Raw genomic sequence first — 14,958 nt, 5'->3', positions numbered from 1 at the left:
ACCGGCGAAGACGGGCGGCTACTCGACCAGCACCGGGGCCGGAGCCTGCGACGACAGAGCCCTACTCGTCGAGTGCGAGCTCCTTGGGGAGCTCGAACTCCTTGCGGGACAGCTCCTCGACGTTGACGTCCTTGAACGTCAGCACGCGCACCGACTTCACGAAGCGGTCGGAGCGGTAGACGTCCCAGACCCACACGTCGCGCATGGTCAGCTCGAAGTAGAAGTCGTGCTCGGTGTCGCGGCGGACCAGGTCGACCTCGTTCGCCAGGTAGAACCGGCGCTCGGTCTCGACGACGTACGAGAACTGCGAGACGACGTCGCGGTACTCCCGGTACAGTGCCAGCTCGACCTCGCGGTCGTAGTCCTCGAATTCGTCCTCATCCATCGTTGGACAATCCTACGCCGCGCCGACGGGCCCGGACGCCGGGACCGCCTCGTCGGCGCTCTCCCGCGACTTCGACAGCCAGGTCACCCGGTGCAGCGGGGACGGGCCTACCCGCTCGATCCCCGCCCAGTGCGCCGCGCTGCCGTAGCCCTTGTTGCTGTCCCAGGCGTAGTCGGCGAAGTCGTCGTGGTGGCGCACCATCTGGCCGTCCCGTCCCACCTTCGCGAGCACGGAGGCGGCGGACACGGCGGCGCAGTCGCGGTCGGCCTTCACGCGGGTGACGATCGTCAGCTCGGCCGCCCACCCGCCCAGCGCGGGCGTCAGCCAGTCGTGCGCGCCGTCGAGGAGGACGACGGCGGTGGCGAGGTCGACGCCCTGGTCGGCGAGGCGCTCGATGCCCCTGGACGCGGCGCGGCCGAGGCCGGCGATGATCCCGGTCTCGTCGATCTCGTCCGCGGAGGACTCGCCGATCGCCCAGGCCGAGACCCACTTCGCCACTCCCGGCAGGAGGGCCTCGCGGCGGGCGGGCGCGAGCATCTTGGAGTCGCGGAGCCCCTCGGGGAAGCGCCCGCAGCGGCTCCCGATCGATACGACGCCGACCGAAACCGGACCGGCGATCGCCCCGCGGCCGACCTCGTCGCAGCCGATCACCGTCTCGTAGCCCTGCCGGAAGAGGCGCCGCTCCTGCGTCAGCGTCGGCTCGGCGACGACCACCTAGCCCTGCCCGCTCTGCGTGTCGTCCGAGCCCTCCTCGGAGGCCTCGGTGTCGACTCCGCGGAACACCGACGGGTAGTCGTCGAGCCACGCCCACTGCTGCACGGGCCAGGTGACGAGGATCGCGCGGCCCACGACGTTGTCGATCGGCACGAAGCCGCCGCCCGGCTTGTCCGTGTTGTAGCGGGAGTCGGCGGAGTTGTAGCGGTTGTCGCCCATCACCCAGAGCGAGCCCTCGGGCACCACGACGTCGAACGGGGTGGCCGAGACGGCCTGCACTCCGTCCGGGAGCTTCACGTAGGGCTCGTCGATCGGGTTGCCATTGATCTCGACCTGGCCGAGCGGAGTGCAGCAGGTCACGTGGTCGCCGGGCAGGCCGATGACGCGCTTAATGAGGTGGTCGTTGCTGTCGGGGGCGGTGAGGCCGACGAGCGCGAGAGCCGAGTCGACCGCGGCCTGGAACGGCGGCACGGAGGGCTCGGAGCTCGGCGAGAGCCAGCCGCCGGGATCGCGGAAGACGACGACGTCGCCGCGCGAGATCGGCACGACTCCGGGCACGAGCTCGTTCACGAGGATCCGGTCGTTCTCGACGAGCGTCTGCTCCATGGAGGAGGAGGGGATGTAGAAGGAGCGGATCAGGAAGGTCTTCACGAGGAAGGAGACGAGCACCGCGACCACGAAGATGATCAGCACGTCGCGGAGGAAGAGCAGGACGCCCCGGCGCTTGCGCGGGCGCTTCTCGGACGGATCCGCCGAGTGGCGGGCGTGATCCTCCCCTCCGGGGAGGCGGACCGGGGCCGTGCTGTCTGTCATCGCTCGCCGTCGCCCCTACTGTGCATCACCGGGTGGACTCCCCGGACGGATCGCCCCCGAGAAAGGGAGGAACCCCGGTCCATCATAGGTGGACCGGGGTTCCCGAGAAGTCGTGAGGATGCCGCTCAGGCGTCGCGCTTCTCCTTGATCTTGGCCTTCTTGCCGCGCAGGTTGCGCAGGTAGTAGAGCTTCGCGCGACGGACGTCACCGCGGGTGACGACCTCGATGTGGTCGATGACCGGCGAGTGCACGGGGAACGTGCGCTCGACGCCGACCTGGAAGCTCACCTTGCGGACGGTGAAGGTCTCGCGGACGCCCTCGTTGGACCGGCCGATGACGACGCCCTGGAAGACCTGGATGCGCGAGCGGGAGCCCTCGACGATGTTGACGTGGACCTTGACGGTGTCGCCGGCGCGGAAGTCCGGGACATCGCTGCGGAGGGACGCCGCATCGACGGAATCGAGGATGTGCATGCTGTATCGCTCTCCGTGCCCGCCACAGGTCGAACACCGTTTCGTTGATGGAAGTCGGTCGTGCCCACGTCGTCGCGGCTCCCCTGTGGCAGAGCCTGCGCGAGGCACAAGCGCTCATTCTGCCATGCCGCGTCGATCCGCGTCAAAGCAGGGTGTTCCACGAGCAAGGCCCCGCAGCGGAACGACCCCTCGCAGGAGGCCTGTGCCCTCAGAGGACGATGGTCTGCCCGTCCTGGGGGCGCTCCGGGTCGAAGCCCTCGCCGGCGACGGGGCAGTGAGCGCCCTCGGCCTGCTCGGACGCCGCCTCCGAGAAGGCGAGGAGAGTGGCGCGCGCGTCGGCGAGGAACCGCCACGCCGAGTGCCAGAAGGCGGCCACTCCGAGGACCACCGAGAGCAGGCCCAGCGCCCAGGCGCCGGGCGGGAAGAAGCCGAAGGCGATCAGGGAGAGGTGCCACGCGCCGACCACGGCCACGTCGCCCCACGCGGGGGTGCGCGTGGGCCGCACGGTCACCCGGAATGCGACGATCGCGGCCACAGCCGTGAGTGCGACCGCCAGAATGGGAAGGGCGATCACCAGGCCGAGCACGGTCCAGCCGCTCGATCCTCCGAAGACCCCGTACCCGAAGAGGATCCAGAGGGGCAGCACGATCGCCGCCGGGAACTGCCAGGAACCGAATGCCCGTCGCGTGCGCATGCACCGACCGTACCCACCACCGCTGAACAACGGCTCAGCGGACCCCGAGAGGATCAGGATGATCGAGCTACGCACCCCCGCCGAGATCGAGGAGATGCGTCCCGCCGGCCGCTTCGTCGGCGAGGTACTGAAGGCCACCTCCGCCGCCGCCGCCGTGGGCGTGAACCTGCTGGAGCTCGACCGGCTCGCTCACGACATGATCCGCAGGGCCGGCGCCGAGTCCTGCTACATCGACTACCACCCCTCCTTCGGCGCGAGCCCCTTCGGCAAGGTCATCTGCACCTCCGTCAACGACGCGGTGCTGCACGGCCTGCCCTTCGACTACCGCCTGAAGGACGGCGACCTGCTCACCCTCGACTTCGCCGCCTCCGTGAACGGCTGGGTCGCCGACTCGGCGATCAGCGTCGTGGTCGGGACGCCGCGCGAGGAGGACCTCGCCCTCATCGACACCACCACCCGCGCGCTCGAGGCCGGCATCGCCGCCGCGCAGCCCGGGAAGAAGATCGGCGACATCTCCGCGGCCATCGCGGCCGTCGCGCGCGCCGAGGGCCTGTCCATCAACACCGACTTCGGCGGCCACGGCGTCGGCCGCACGATGCACGGCGACCCGCACATCCCCAACGACGGACGCGCCGGCCGCGGCTACCCGCTCCGCCCGGGCCTCGTCGTCGCGATCGAGCCGTGGTTCCTGCAGACGACCGACGAGATCTACACGGACAAGGACGGCTGGACCCTCCGCAGCCGCGACGGATCGCGCGGCGCGCACATGGAGCACACGATCGCCATCACCGAGACGGGGAACATCGTCCTCTCCGCTCGGGACTGACCGAGTAGTGGACAGCGGCGCTATCCGATAGCGATACTGTCCGTGTGCGAATCTCGGAGCTCAGCCGCAGCAGCGGCGTCAGCCTGCCCACGATCAAGTACTACATCCGGGAGGGGCTGCTGCCGCCGGGCGACGCCGCCGGCCCCCAGCGGGCGGAGTACGGGGACGCCCACGTCGCCCGCCTGACGCTGCTCCGGGCGCTCATCGAGAGCGGCGGCGTCGGCATCGCCGGCGCGAAGCGGATCGCGGCCGCGCTCGACGCGGGCATCGGCCCGACTGCGGCGTTCGAGGTGGCGCAGGACGTGGTCTCCGTGAGCGCCGACTCGACGGCGTCCGCCACCGAGGCGTCGGTGCGGCGGATCGCCGAGGCGGCGGGCGCCGACCACTGCGGCCACCCCGCCGTGGCGACGGCGGCCCGGGCGCTCGACGCGCTCGAGCTCTCCACTGGACCGATGAGCGCCCGCTGGCTCGAGGCCTACGCCCGCGCCGCCGCCCTCGTCGCCTCCGCCGACCTCGACGAGCTGCAGGCCCGCGAGAGCGTGAGCGAGCAGGCGGCCGTCGCCGCGGTCGGCACCGCGCTCGGAGACGTGGTGCTGCAGTCGCTCCGGCGCGTCGCCCAGGCGCGCGAGACGCAGAACCGCTTCGGCGGCGGGGCGGAGGCGGTCCGATGAGCACGGCGACCGAGACGCCCGCGAGCACAGCCTCCGCCGCCCCGCATCGGCCCCTCCTGGTGCTCGCTGCCGCGATGGCGGTCGGCGCCCTCCTCTGTGTGATCGCACTGGTCGTCGATCCCCGCGAGCTCGGCGGGCAGCCGCTCTGGGCCAAGCCGCTGAAGTTCTGCCTGTCGATCGCGCTGTACGCCGTGACGCTCGCCTGGCTGATCGGGCTCGTGCCCCGCCGACGCCGCCTCGCCCGAGCGCTGGGCACGATCGCGGCGGTCGGCCTGGCGGTCGAGATGGTCGTGATCGGAGGCGCCGCCCTGGTCGGCGAGCGCAGCCACTTCGACGTCTCCACTCCCCTGCACGCCGCGCTCTGGGCCTCGATGGCCGTCTCGATCGTGGTGGTCTGGCTGGCGACGCTGGTCCTCGCCGCCCTCCTGGCGCGGGTGCCGCTCGGCGACCCGGCGCTGACGCTGGCCGTACGCGCCGGACTCGTGATCGGGCTCGTCGGGATGGGCCTCGCGTTCCTGATGACGGGACCGTCGCCCGGCCAGATCAGCGACTACCAGGGCGTCGTCGGCGCGCACGCCGTCGGAGTCGCGGACGGCGGACCGGGACTCCCGCTGCTGGGCTGGAGCACCACCGTCGGCGATCTGCGCATCCCGCACTTCGTCGGGATGCACGCCCTCCAGGGGCTCCCGCTGCTCGCGCTGCTGCTCGGACGGCTGGCACCCCGGATCCCCGTGCTGCGCCCTGGATCGATCCGGCTGCGGCTCGTCGCACTGGCCTCGGCGGCCTGGGCGTCCGCCGTCGGCCTCACCTGCTGGCAGGCACTGCGCGGACAGGCGCTGACCGCACCGGATGCGATGACCCTCGCCGTCGCTACTGTGGCGGTGGTCGCCCTCGCTGGAGGCACGATCCTCACCCTCGCACGAATGGAGGCCCGCGCATGAGCCGGCTGCACCGCGGCTGGACGCCGCTCGGGATCGTCTACCTCGTCCTCGCCCTCGCCGGGCTGATCGGAACGTGGACCTGGAACGTGCGGGCGATGCAGGAGGGCGCGGACGTGCTGGCCGGCCTCGCCGCGGGCGGGCCGTGGGTGTCGTCGTTCTCGACCGACCTGCTGGTCGTCGCGATCGCGGCCGTCGCCTTCATGGTGGTGGAGGGCCGCCGGATCGGGATGCGCCGCGTCTGGATCCTGGTGCTGCTCGCGCCGCTGGTCGCCCTCGCGTTCGCGTTCCCGCTCTTCCTGGCCCTCCGCGACCGGCACCTGGCCCTCGCGACCCGGTGATCGCCGCCGCGAGATGCCACCTGTGAGGACGACACGCCGCGGCGCCGCGTCAGAGGTGGCATCTCGCAGCGGGGGTCAGGGCAGCAGTTCGGGACGGACGCGGCGGGTGCGCTCGACGCTCTGCTCGTGGCGCCAGGCGGCGATCGCCCCGTGGTTGCCGCTGAGGAGCACCGGAGGGACGTCGAGGCCCCGCCAGGAGGCCGGCTTGGTGTAGCTCGGGTACTCGAGCAGCCCGTCGGAGTGGCTCTCCTCGACCAGGCTCGCCGGGTTGCCGACCACGCCCGGGACCAGGCGCCCGACGGCCTCGATCATCGCCATCACGGCGACCTCTCCTCCGTTGAGGACGTAGTCGCCGAGGCTGATCAGACGCACCCGCGCGCGCTCGGCCGTGTGGTCGACGACGCGCTGGTCGATGCCCTCGTAGCGGCCGCAGCCGAAGACGAGGGACGACTCCTCCGCGAGCTCGCGAGCGGTCGCCTGGGTGAAGAGCTCGCCCGCCGGCGAGGGGAAGATCACTACCGGATCCTCCGCCGAGGCGAGGATCGAGTCGAGCGCCTCGCCCCACGGCTCCGGACGCATCACCATGCCGGCTCCGCCGCCGTAGGGCGTGTCGTCGACGGTGCGGTGGCGGTCGTGGGTGAAGTCGCGGAGGTCGTGCACGCCGAGTTCGATCAGCCCGCTCTGCCGCGCACGGCCGAGCAGGCTGATGTCGAGCACGCCGAAGAACTCCGGGAAGATCGAGACGATGTCGATCCTCACGACCGGGGCTCCTCCTCGGAGGTGCCGACGGCGGCGGGCGCGTCGAGGTCGTCGCCCGCAGGAGCTTCCGCGGTCTCGACGGCGTGCGTCTCGGCGGCGTCCGGCTCGTCGGCGTCCGCGGGCGCGCTCAGCGCCGGGTCCGCGAGGTCGACACCGCTGAGGTCGACCGCGGCGGGCTCCTCCTCGGGAGCCTCCTCGAACAGGCCGATCGGCGGCGTGACCGTGACGATCCCCGCGGCGGCGTCGACGGAGGGGACGATCGCGTTCACGAACGGCACCATCACCTCGCCGGAGGGGGTGCCGACGATGAGCAGGTCCTGTGCGGGGAAGTGGTCGACGCGGCGGACGGTGCCGACCTCGACGCCGTCGCGGACGACCTTCATGCCGACCAGCTGGTAGTCGTACCAGGAGTCGTCCTCGCCCGGCTGGGTCTGCACCTCCTCGTCGATCCAGAGGATCGCCTTCAGGAGGGTCTCGGCGGCGTTGCGGTCGTCGACACCCCGGAAGAACGCGACGGGGTGGCTGTTGTACCAGCGCAGCTCGACGAGCTCGAGCTTCTTGCCGTGCCACTCGGAGGTGCGGGGCACCTGCAGCGTGAACGTGGATCCGGGGGTGAAGCGCTTGTCGGGCTCGTCCGTGTACAGCTCGAGCTTGATGGCGCCCTTGAGCCCGTGGGCCTTGGTGAGTCGGGCGACGCGGAGCTGCGTCGTGCCCGGTCCGGTGACCGACACCTCTACTTGTCGGTGTCGACGACGTCGACGCGCACGCGGCGCCCGTCGGCGAGCGCGGCGACGAGAGTGCGGACAGCCTTGGCGGTGCGACCGGAGCGTCCGATCACGCGGCCGAGGTCCTCGGGGTGCACGCGCACCTCGAGGACCTCTCCGCGCGGGGAGCTCGTGGCCACGACACTGACCTCATCGGGGTTCTCGACGATCCCCTTGACGAGGTGTTCGACGGCGGGAGCGAGCACTGACTACGCCTCGGTGGAGGTCTCGTCGGCGGTGTCCTCGACCGGGGCGGCCTTGGCCGGAGCCTCGGACTTCGGCTTGAGGACGGGCTTCTTCTTCGCGTCGACGACGAACGGAGCCTTGGGCTCCTTCACCTGGACGGTGCTGACGGCGTCGGCGTCGCCCTTGTAGCGGCCCCAGTCGCCGGTCAGCTTGAGGATCGCGGCGACCTGCTCGGTCGGCTGCGCGCCGACTCCGAGCCAGTACTGCGCGCGCTCCGAGTCGACCTGGATGAACGAGGGCTGCTCGGTGGGGTGGTACTTGCCGATCTCCTCGATCACGCGGCCGTCGCGCTTGGTGCGCGAGTCGGCGACGACGATGCGGTAGTAGGGCGCCCGGATCTTGCCGAGGCGCTTCAGACGAATCTTGACAGCCACAATTCTCCTGTGTGGTCGTTGACCGGTGTCCGGTCGATGATGGATGAACTGAGCCGTGAGCGTGGGGGCACACCCGGCGGAAGCTCGAGGGGGTTTCGTCGGCGGTGAGTAGAGGGTCGACCGCCTCGGACCCGACGGATCATTCTGCCAGAAAAACCGCCCCGGTGCGGGCCCGGCACGCCGCCGCCGTCCGGCGCCCGCACGCGAGCGGGCCGGGCGGTGCCGGGAGAGCCGCCGCCGGGGGCTCGGCGTCCGCCCCGGCCGCAGGTGGCAGGATGGCGAGGCGCGTCCCGATCGGCGGACGCCCGGATCCGATGAGGACCACGCCATGGAGATCAGCTTCGCCGCATCAGACCGCTCCACGCTCGGGATCGAGTGGGAGGTCGCGATCGTCGACCGCCAGACTGGCGATCTCGCCAACGTCGCCGACGTGGTGCTGGAGGCGCTCCGCGGCGACGACGGTGCCCCGCACCCGCACATCACCGGCGAGCTCCTGCGCAACACGGTCGAGCTGGTCTCGGGCGTGCACACCTCCGTCCGCGACGCCGTCGCCGACCTGCAGGACCAGCTGCGGCAGGTGCGCGAGATCACCGACCCGATGGGACTCGACCTCGTGTGCTCGGGCACGCACCCGTTCGCGCAGTGGTTCGACCAGGCCATCACGGACAAGGAGCGGTACCACCGTCTCATCGACCGGACCCAGTGGTGGGGCCGGAACATGATGATCTGGGGCATCCACGTGCACGTCGGCGTCGAGCACCGCGACAAGGTGCTGCCGATCCTGAACTCGCTGCTCGACTACTACCCGCACCTGCAGGCGCTCTCGGCGTCGAGCCCGTTCTGGGGCGGAGTCGACACCGGCTACGCCTCGAACCGCGCGCTGATGTTCCAGCAGCTGCCGACGGCGGGCCTGCCTCCGCAGTTCGGCGCCTGGGCGAACTACGAGGAGTACGTCGACGACATGATGCGCACCGGCGTCATCGACGACCACACGGAGGTCCGCTGGGACATCCGTCCCTCACCGCAGTGGGGCACGCTCGAGATGCGCGCGTGCGACGGCCTCTCCTCCGCGGAGGAGATCGGAGCGGTCGCGGCGCTGATCCAGTGCCTCGTCGAGCACCTCTCGTCGCGGCTGGACGCCGGCGAGGACCTGCCGACGATGCAGCCCTGGTACGTGCGCGAGAACAAGTGGCGCGCGGCCCGCTACGGCCTCGACGCCGAGATCATCCTCGACGCCGCCGGAGCCGAGCGGCTGGTCACCGACGACATCCGCGACCTGCTCGTCACCCTCGCGCCGGTCGCCGAGCGCCTCGACTGCGTGAAGGAGCTCGCCGACGTCGAGCTGATCCTGGTCGCGGGAGCGAGCTACCAGCGCCAGCTGCGCACGGCCGCGGCCAACGACGGCGACCTGAAGGCGGTGGTCCGGGCGCTCGCGGGCGAGCTGCGCGACGGGCTCCGGGATCCCCGCTCATGACGCGTCCCGTCCTCCTCGCCGCCGCCGCGATCGGCGCGCTGGCCCTCGGCCTCGCCGGCTGCTCGTCCTCGACGACGACCGGCCCGGCGACCGCGTCTCCCGCCGGCACCGCCACTCCCCTCCCCACCGTCACCGCAGATCCGCTGCCGCTCTCGATCGGCGGCTCCCTGCCCGCCGGCTCCCGCGTGACGATCGTCGGCGACAGCATCGTGCGCGGTCTGACGGTCGACCCCGAGCAGGCCTGGCCCGCTCTCGTCGGCGACGACCTCGGCTGGGAGGTCACGAACCTGGGCTGCGACGGCGGCGGATTCATCGAGCCGGGCGACTGCGGCGTCGCGATCGGCGACCGCGCGGAGGAGATCGCCGACACCCGGCCCGACGCGATCGTGCTGATCGCCAGCAGCAACGACCTGGGCTGGGATCCGGAGGACGTGGACGCCGCGATCGGGCCGGCAGTGGACGCGATCGTGTCCGCCTCGCCCTCGGCCCGGCTGATCGCGCTCGACTCGGTCTGGGGCCCCGACCCGCGCCCCTCCGATCTCGACGAGTACGACGCGGCTCTGGTCGAGGCCGTGACGGCCGCCGGCGGCGGTGCCCTGGAGTACCCCGACCCGCTCCGCGAGGACGGACTGCTCGGCGAGGACGGCGTGCATCCCACGGTCGAGGGCCAGCGGGCCCTGGCCGACGCTTTCGAGGTGGCGGCCGAGAAGTCCGGCCTCGCCAGGGCCGTGCCGACCGGCCAGCGCGCGACGGACGCTCCGGCGGCCTGACTCCGACGCGGGGCGCCGCCGTACCGGCGCCCCGACGGGTCAGCGCGCGGTGCTGTTCCGGCCGTCGCGCCAGCCGAGCAGGTCGCGCACGGGCGCGAGGTCGATGTCCGGACCGGTGATGCCGAGCGTGAACAGGCGGGCGCCCAGGTCGTACTGCTGGTCGAGCACGTCGAAGGAGGCGTCGCCGACTCCGCCGCGCACGCTCGCGCCGGTCGAGATCTCGATCGCCGCCGGATCGCGGTCGACGCGGCCGCACCACTCCGAGAGCACACCGAGCTTGCGCTCGAGCGTCGGGACGTCCGAGAAGCTGTGCCAGATGTCGGCGTGCTCGGCGACGATCCGCAGCGTCTTCTTCTCGCCGCCGCCGCCGATCATCACCGGGATGTCGCGGGTGGGCGCCGGGTTGAGCATCGACCACCGGCTGCGGATGCGCGGCATCGCCTCGGAGAGCTCGTCGAGGCGGGAGCCGGGGGTGCCGAACTCGTAGCCGTACTCCTCGTAGTCCCGCTCGAACCAGCCCGAGCCGATGCCGAAGATCAGACGGCCCTCGGCGCCCTTGGCGCTGATGTGGTCGACCGTGCGCGCCATGTCGGCGAGGAGGTCGGGGTTCCGGTAGCTGTTGCACGTGACCAGCGGGCCGAACTCGATGCGGCTGGTCTGCTCGGCCCAGGCCGCGAGCATGCTCCAGCCCTCGAAGTGCAGGCCGTTCGGCTCTCCGGAGAGCGGGAAGAAGTGGTCCCAGTTGAAGGCGATGTCGACGCCGAGGTCCTCGAGCTCGGCGAGCGTGTCGCGGATGACCTCGTAGGGGACGTGCTGCGGTGCGATCTGGACGCCGATGCGGACGGGGCGCGCGTGTGCGGTTGTCATGCCCTCACGCTAGCGAGCGGTGCGCGCCCTGGGGATCCCCGGCGTCGCTCCGAGCAGCCCCGCTACTCCCCCGCCGGATCCGGCGAGGCGGTCGGGGCCTCGTCGCTCGTGGAGCGCGCGAGCTTGACGACCGTGGCGCCGTCGTCGTCGAACAGGCGGAGCCGCCCGCCGTCGAGCGAGGCCATCGCCGCCCCCGAGAAGATCCTCGGCAGGGCGACGCCGTCGCAGGCGATCTCCGTGCTGGGCCCCTCCGAGACGGAGAGCGCGCCCTCTCCGTCGATCGACCACTCGCCCTGCGCGCCGTTGCAGCCGTCGGAGCCCGTCCAGGTGCCGTCCTCCGCGATCAGGAGGAACGGCACGTCGGGCGCGTCGTAGGACACGCCCGTCACCCAGCGGCCGACCAGGTCCTCCGGGGAGGGCGCGGTCATCGCGTCGACCCCGGAGCCCTCGGCGCAACCGGTGAGCCCGAGCACGGCCGCGAGGACGAGGACACCGCCCGCGCGTCCGGCCGAGACCCGCCTCATCGCCCGAGGAGCTTCTGCAGCTGCTCGAGCTCCTCCGGCGTGGGCTGGGCGCCCTTGCCGGCACCGCCGCCCAGGCCGAAGCCGGAGCCGCCCGCCTCGCCCGGGCGGGGCCCGGAGGTGATCGCGGCGTTCTCGGCGGCCCGCTTGGCGGGGTTGCCGGACTTGCTGCTCTTCTTCTTCTGCGGCTTCGGACGGCCCTGGTAGCCGGCTCCGGGCACGGGACCCATGCCGGGGACGGAGGGCATCCCGCCCTTGGCGACCGTCTTCATCATCTTGGCGGCCTGCTCGAAGCGCTGGACGAGCTGGTTGACGTCCGTGACCGTCATGCCGGAGCCGCGCGCGATGCGCAGGCGGCGCGAGCCGTTGAGCAGCTTGGGATTGACCCGCTCCGCCTTCGTCATCGACTGGATGATCGCCTCGGTGCGCACGATCTCGCGCTCGTCGAACTGGTCGAGCTGCTCGCGCATGCCCTTCGCGCCGGGCAGCATGCCGATCATCTTCTTGATCGAGCCCATGTTGCGCAGCTGCTGCATCTGGCCGAGGAAGTCGTCGAGGGTGAACGTGTCCCCCATGATCTTCTCGGCGATCTTGCGCGCCTCGTCCTCGTCGAACGCGGACTGCGCCTGCTCGATGAGGGTGAGCACGTCGCCGAGGTCGAGGATGCGGCTCGCCATGCGGTCGGGGTGGAACTGCTCGAAGTCGTCGAGCGACTCGCCCGTGGAGGCGAAGAGGATCGGGCGGCCGGTGAGCGAGGCGACCGAGAGCGCCGCGCCGCCGCGGGCGTCTCCGTCGAGCTTGGAGAGGACGACGCCGGTGAAGTCGACGCCCTCCTGGAAGGCCTTCGCGGTCGCGACCGCGTCCTGGCCGATCATCGCGTCGATGACGAACAGCACCTCGTCGGGGTTCGTGACGCGGCGGATGTCGGCGGCCTGCTTCATCATGTCGGCGTCGACGCCGAGGCGTCCGGCCGTGTCGATGATGACCGTGTCGTACTGCTTGTCGGTCGCGAAGCGGATCGCGTTCTGGGCGACCTTGACCGGGTTGCCGACGCCGTTGCCCGGCTCGGGCGCGTAGACCGCGACTCCGGCCTGCTCGCCGACGACCTGCAGCTGCTGCACCGCGTTGGGGCGCTGGAGGTCGGCCGCGACGAGCAGCGGGGTGTGGCCGTCCTTGCCGAGGTACTTGCCGAGCTTGCCCGCGAGCGTCGTCTTGCCCGCGCCCTGGAGGCCGGCGAGCATGATGACGGTCGGCGGGCGCTTGGCGAACTCAAGGCGGCGCGACTGCCCGCCGAGGATCGCGACGAGCTCCTCGTTGACGATCTGGACGACCTGCTGGGCCGGGTTGAGCGCCTTGTTGACCTCGTCGCCGAGGGCGCGCTCGCGGACCTTGCCGGTGAACTCCTTCACGACCTCCAGCGCGACGTCGGCGTCGAGCAGCGCGCGCCGGATCTCACGGACGGTGCCGTCGACGTCCGACGCGGAGAGCTTGCCCTTCGTGCGGAGGTTCTTGAAGGTCTCGACGAGTCGATCGGAGAGGGTGCCGAAAGTAGCCATGATGCCCGGAATTCTACCGGAGGCCCGGAGGGTCGGCGGGCGGGGACGCCGATCGGGCCGCGATCGGCGCGATCACGGCGGCCCGGATTAACTGGTCCCGGTCCAAGAACCGGGTTAGGGTGGCCCGGTGATCGAGACACTGGTGGCGGGCGACTCCGCGGACCCCCTGGACTACCGCGACGGCTGGGAGCTCCAGCGACGCCTGCACGCCGAGGTGGTGGCGGGCCGGAGGCCGGACACCCTCGTGCTGTGCGAGCACTCCTCCGTCTACACCGCCGGCAAGCGGACCGAGGCGCACGAACGCCCGGACGACGGCTCGCCCGTGGTCGACGTCGACCGCGGAGGTCGCATCACCTGGCACGGCCCGGGCCAGCTCGTCGGCTACCCGATCGTGCGGCTCGGCGAGCCCGTCGACGTGGTCGCCTACGTCCGCTCGCTGGAGGGCGTGCTGATCGCCGCGCTCGACGACCTGGGCGTGCAGGGGCAGCGCGTCGGCGGGCGCTCGGGAGTGTGGATCCCGAGGGACGGCGGCGCCGACAAGATCGCCGCGATCGGCATCCGCGTCGCCTCGGGCGTGACGATGCACGGCTTCGCCCTCAACGTCTCGAACAGCCTCGAGCCCTACGCCCGCATCGTCGCCTGCGGCATCGCCGACGCCGGGGTGACGACGCTCGAGCGCGAGCGCGGCGAGGCTCCTCCCATGGAGGCCGTGCGGGCGCGAGTGGCGGCGCGCTTCTCGGAGGCGGCCCCCGCCTTCTCCGCACGGGTCGAGGAGGTCGCCGCGTGAGCGCCGAGGCCGGCGGCCGCAAGCTCCTGCGGCTGGAGATCCGCAACGCCGAGACGCCGATCGAGCGCAAGCCCGAGTGGATCCGCACGAAGGCCTCGATGGGCCCGGAGTACCGGCAGCTGCAGTCACTGGTGAAGAGCGAGGAGCTGCACACGGTCTGCCAGGAGGCGGGGTGCCCCAACATCTTCGAGTGCTGGGAGGACCGGGAGGCGACCTTCCTCATCGGAGGCGCCCAGTGCACCCGCCGCTGCGACTTCTGCCAGATCGACACCGGGAAGCCCGCGGACTACGACGCGGACGAGCCCCGGCGGGTCGGCGAGTCCGTGGCCCGGATGAACCTCCGCTACGCGACCGTCACCGGAGTCGCCCGCGACGACCTGCCGGACGAGGGCTCCTGGCTCTACGCCGAGACCATCCGCCAGATCCACGCCCAGGCCCCGGGCACGGGAGTCGAGATCCTGGTTCCGGACTTCACCGGCCGCGCCGAGCACCTGCAGCGGGTGTTCGACGCGGAGCCGGAGGTGTTCGCCCACAACGTCGAGACGGTGCCGCGGATCTTCAAGCGCATCCGACCGGCCTTCCGCTACGAGCGCTCGCTCGACGTGCTCACCCAGGGCAGGGAGGCGGGGCTGATCACGAAGTCGAATCTCATCCTCGGCATGGGCGAGGAGCGGGAGGAGATCTCGCAGGCGCTGCAGGACCTCTACGACGCCGGCACCGACATCGTGACCATCACGCAGTACCTCCGCCCGACGCCGCGGCACCTGCCGGTGGACCGCTGGGTGCACCCGGAGGAGTTCGTGGCGATCAAGGAGGAGGCCGAGGACATCGGCTTCCTCGGTGTCCTCGCCGGGCCCCTGGTCCGCTCCTCCTACCGGGCCGGTCGGCTCTGGGCGCGCTCGATGGAGTCGAAGGGGCTGCCGGTTCCGGAGCACCTGCGCCACCTCGCCGACGCGGCGCTGGGCTTCTCGCAGGCGGTGTAGCC

The 14,958-nt window shown here is 71.7% G+C and carries 20 protein-coding genes; 8 read left to right on the top strand and 12 right to left on the bottom strand.

Annotated elements, in window-relative coordinates:
* Positions 1-61: 61 nt before the first annotated feature.
* The 5 genes from C5D08_RS04330 to C5D08_RS04310 all read right to left on the bottom strand — a co-directional run bounded on the left by C5D08_RS04330 (position 62) and on the right by C5D08_RS04310 (position 3,079).
* Complete coding sequence (locus tag C5D08_RS04330) at positions 62-385, bottom strand: DUF2469 domain-containing protein (protein ID WP_055792576.1); 324 nt, start codon at positions 383-385, stop codon at positions 62-64.
* A 12-nt stretch (positions 386-397) separates the two neighbouring features.
* Positions 398-1,099: a ribonuclease HII gene (locus C5D08_RS04325; protein ID WP_104275994.1), complete on the bottom strand. Its 702-nt coding sequence runs from the start codon at positions 1,097-1,099 to the stop codon at positions 398-400.
* A complete protein-coding gene (gene lepB / locus C5D08_RS04320; protein WP_104275993.1) occupies positions 1,100-1,912 on the bottom strand; it encodes a signal peptidase I in 813 nt (270 codons plus the stop codon).
* A gap of 125 nt (positions 1,913-2,037) precedes the next feature.
* Positions 2,038-2,385: a 50S ribosomal protein L19 gene (rplS, locus tag C5D08_RS04315; RefSeq protein ID WP_104223904.1), complete on the bottom strand. Its 348-nt coding sequence runs from the start codon at positions 2,383-2,385 to the stop codon at positions 2,038-2,040.
* Between the two features lie 208 nt (positions 2,386-2,593).
* Complete coding sequence (locus C5D08_RS04310) at positions 2,594-3,079, bottom strand: hypothetical protein (protein ID WP_104275992.1); 486 nt, start codon at positions 3,077-3,079, stop codon at positions 2,594-2,596.
* Between the two features lie 58 nt (positions 3,080-3,137).
* Here C5D08_RS04310 and map point away from each other — a divergent pair, with 58 nt between their 5' ends.
* Genes map through C5D08_RS04290 form a run of 4 tightly spaced genes read left to right on the top strand, consistent with a single transcriptional unit; the run spans position 3,138 to position 5,855 of the window.
* Entirely contained in the window at positions 3,138-3,905 is a 768-nt protein-coding gene (gene map / locus C5D08_RS04305; protein ID WP_104275991.1) for a type I methionyl aminopeptidase, read from the top strand.
* 44 nt (positions 3,906-3,949) lie between these two features.
* Positions 3,950-4,576, top strand: a complete 627-nt coding sequence (locus C5D08_RS04300) for a MerR family transcriptional regulator (protein ID WP_104275990.1) — start codon at positions 3,950-3,952, stop codon at positions 4,574-4,576.
* Complete coding sequence (locus C5D08_RS04295; protein WP_104275989.1) at positions 4,573-5,517, top strand: hypothetical protein; 945 nt, start codon at positions 4,573-4,575, stop codon at positions 5,515-5,517. The genes C5D08_RS04300 and C5D08_RS04295 overlap by 4 nt, the downstream gene beginning before the upstream one ends.
* Positions 5,514-5,855, top strand: coding sequence for a DUF2834 domain-containing protein (locus C5D08_RS04290; RefSeq protein WP_104275988.1), 342 nt, complete (start codon positions 5,514-5,516; stop codon positions 5,853-5,855). Before C5D08_RS04295 ends, C5D08_RS04290 begins: the two co-directional genes overlap by 4 nt.
* Positions 5,856-5,930: 75 nt before the next feature.
* On the opposite strand, the gene trmD is transcribed toward C5D08_RS04290, so the two are convergent.
* Genes trmD through rpsP form a run of 4 tightly spaced genes read right to left on the bottom strand, consistent with a single transcriptional unit; the run spans position 5,931 to position 7,998 of the window.
* Positions 5,931-6,614, bottom strand: coding sequence for a tRNA (guanosine(37)-N1)-methyltransferase TrmD (gene trmD, locus C5D08_RS04285; protein WP_104275987.1), 684 nt, complete (start codon positions 6,612-6,614; stop codon positions 5,931-5,933).
* Positions 6,611-7,345 carry a ribosome maturation factor RimM gene (gene rimM / locus C5D08_RS04280; RefSeq protein WP_146087946.1) on the bottom strand — a complete coding sequence of 245 codons (735 nt, stop codon included), beginning with the start codon at positions 7,343-7,345 and terminating at the stop codon, positions 6,611-6,613. The genes trmD and rimM overlap by 4 nt, the downstream gene beginning before the upstream one ends.
* A 2-nt stretch (positions 7,346-7,347) precedes the next feature.
* Positions 7,348-7,584: an RNA-binding protein gene (locus tag C5D08_RS04275; protein WP_068210678.1), complete on the bottom strand. Its 237-nt coding sequence runs from the start codon at positions 7,582-7,584 to the stop codon at positions 7,348-7,350.
* Between the two features lie 3 nt (positions 7,585-7,587).
* Positions 7,588-7,998 (bottom strand): 30S ribosomal protein S16, encoded by a 411-nt coding sequence (gene rpsP / locus C5D08_RS04270; RefSeq protein ID WP_104275986.1) that lies wholly within the window; start codon positions 7,996-7,998, stop codon positions 7,588-7,590.
* A gap of 328 nt (positions 7,999-8,326) precedes the next feature.
* Between rpsP and C5D08_RS04265 the strand changes: the two genes are divergently transcribed.
* Together C5D08_RS04265 and C5D08_RS04260 are read left to right on the top strand one after the other, a co-directional pair.
* Positions 8,327-9,472: a glutamate--cysteine ligase gene (locus tag C5D08_RS04265; RefSeq protein ID WP_104275985.1), complete on the top strand. Its 1,146-nt coding sequence runs from the start codon at positions 8,327-8,329 to the stop codon at positions 9,470-9,472.
* Positions 9,469-10,242, top strand: a complete 774-nt coding sequence (locus C5D08_RS04260) for an SGNH/GDSL hydrolase family protein (RefSeq protein WP_104275984.1) — start codon at positions 9,469-9,471, stop codon at positions 10,240-10,242. Before C5D08_RS04265 ends, C5D08_RS04260 begins: the two co-directional genes overlap by 4 nt.
* A gap of 39 nt (positions 10,243-10,281) precedes the next feature.
* Here C5D08_RS04260 and C5D08_RS04255 read toward each other — a convergent pair whose 3' ends face one another.
* The 3 genes from C5D08_RS04255 to ffh form a co-directional block, all read right to left on the bottom strand.
* The gene (locus C5D08_RS04255) at positions 10,282-11,109 is read right to left on the bottom strand and encodes an LLM class F420-dependent oxidoreductase (RefSeq protein ID WP_104223915.1); all 828 of its coding nucleotides are present in this window, start codon (positions 11,107-11,109) and stop codon (positions 10,282-10,284) included.
* Positions 11,110-11,171: 62 nt separating this feature from the next.
* Positions 11,172-11,633, bottom strand: coding sequence for an META domain-containing protein (locus C5D08_RS04250; RefSeq protein ID WP_104275983.1), 462 nt, complete (start codon positions 11,631-11,633; stop codon positions 11,172-11,174).
* Positions 11,630-13,186 (bottom strand): signal recognition particle protein, encoded by a 1,557-nt coding sequence (ffh, locus tag C5D08_RS04245; RefSeq protein WP_104275982.1) that lies wholly within the window; start codon positions 13,184-13,186, stop codon positions 11,630-11,632. The genes C5D08_RS04250 and ffh overlap by 4 nt, the downstream gene beginning before the upstream one ends.
* 127 nt (positions 13,187-13,313) lie before the next feature.
* Between ffh and lipB the strand changes: the two genes are divergently transcribed.
* Positions 13,314-13,973, top strand: coding sequence for a lipoyl(octanoyl) transferase LipB (gene lipB / locus C5D08_RS04240; protein ID WP_104275981.1), 660 nt, complete (start codon positions 13,314-13,316; stop codon positions 13,971-13,973).
* A complete protein-coding gene (lipA, locus tag C5D08_RS04235) occupies positions 13,970-14,956 on the top strand; it encodes a lipoyl synthase (protein ID WP_104226884.1) in 987 nt (328 codons plus the stop codon). The genes lipB and lipA overlap by 4 nt, the downstream gene beginning before the upstream one ends.
* Positions 14,957-14,958 lie beyond the last annotated feature (2 nt).

The sequence above is a fragment of the Rathayibacter sp. AY1B6 genome (assembly GCF_002932755.1).
Taxonomy (GTDB): Bacteria; Actinomycetota; Actinomycetes; order Actinomycetales; family Microbacteriaceae; genus Rathayibacter.
Note: the sequence above shows the minus strand (reverse complement) of the source record. Positions and strands in the feature narration are given on the sequence as shown.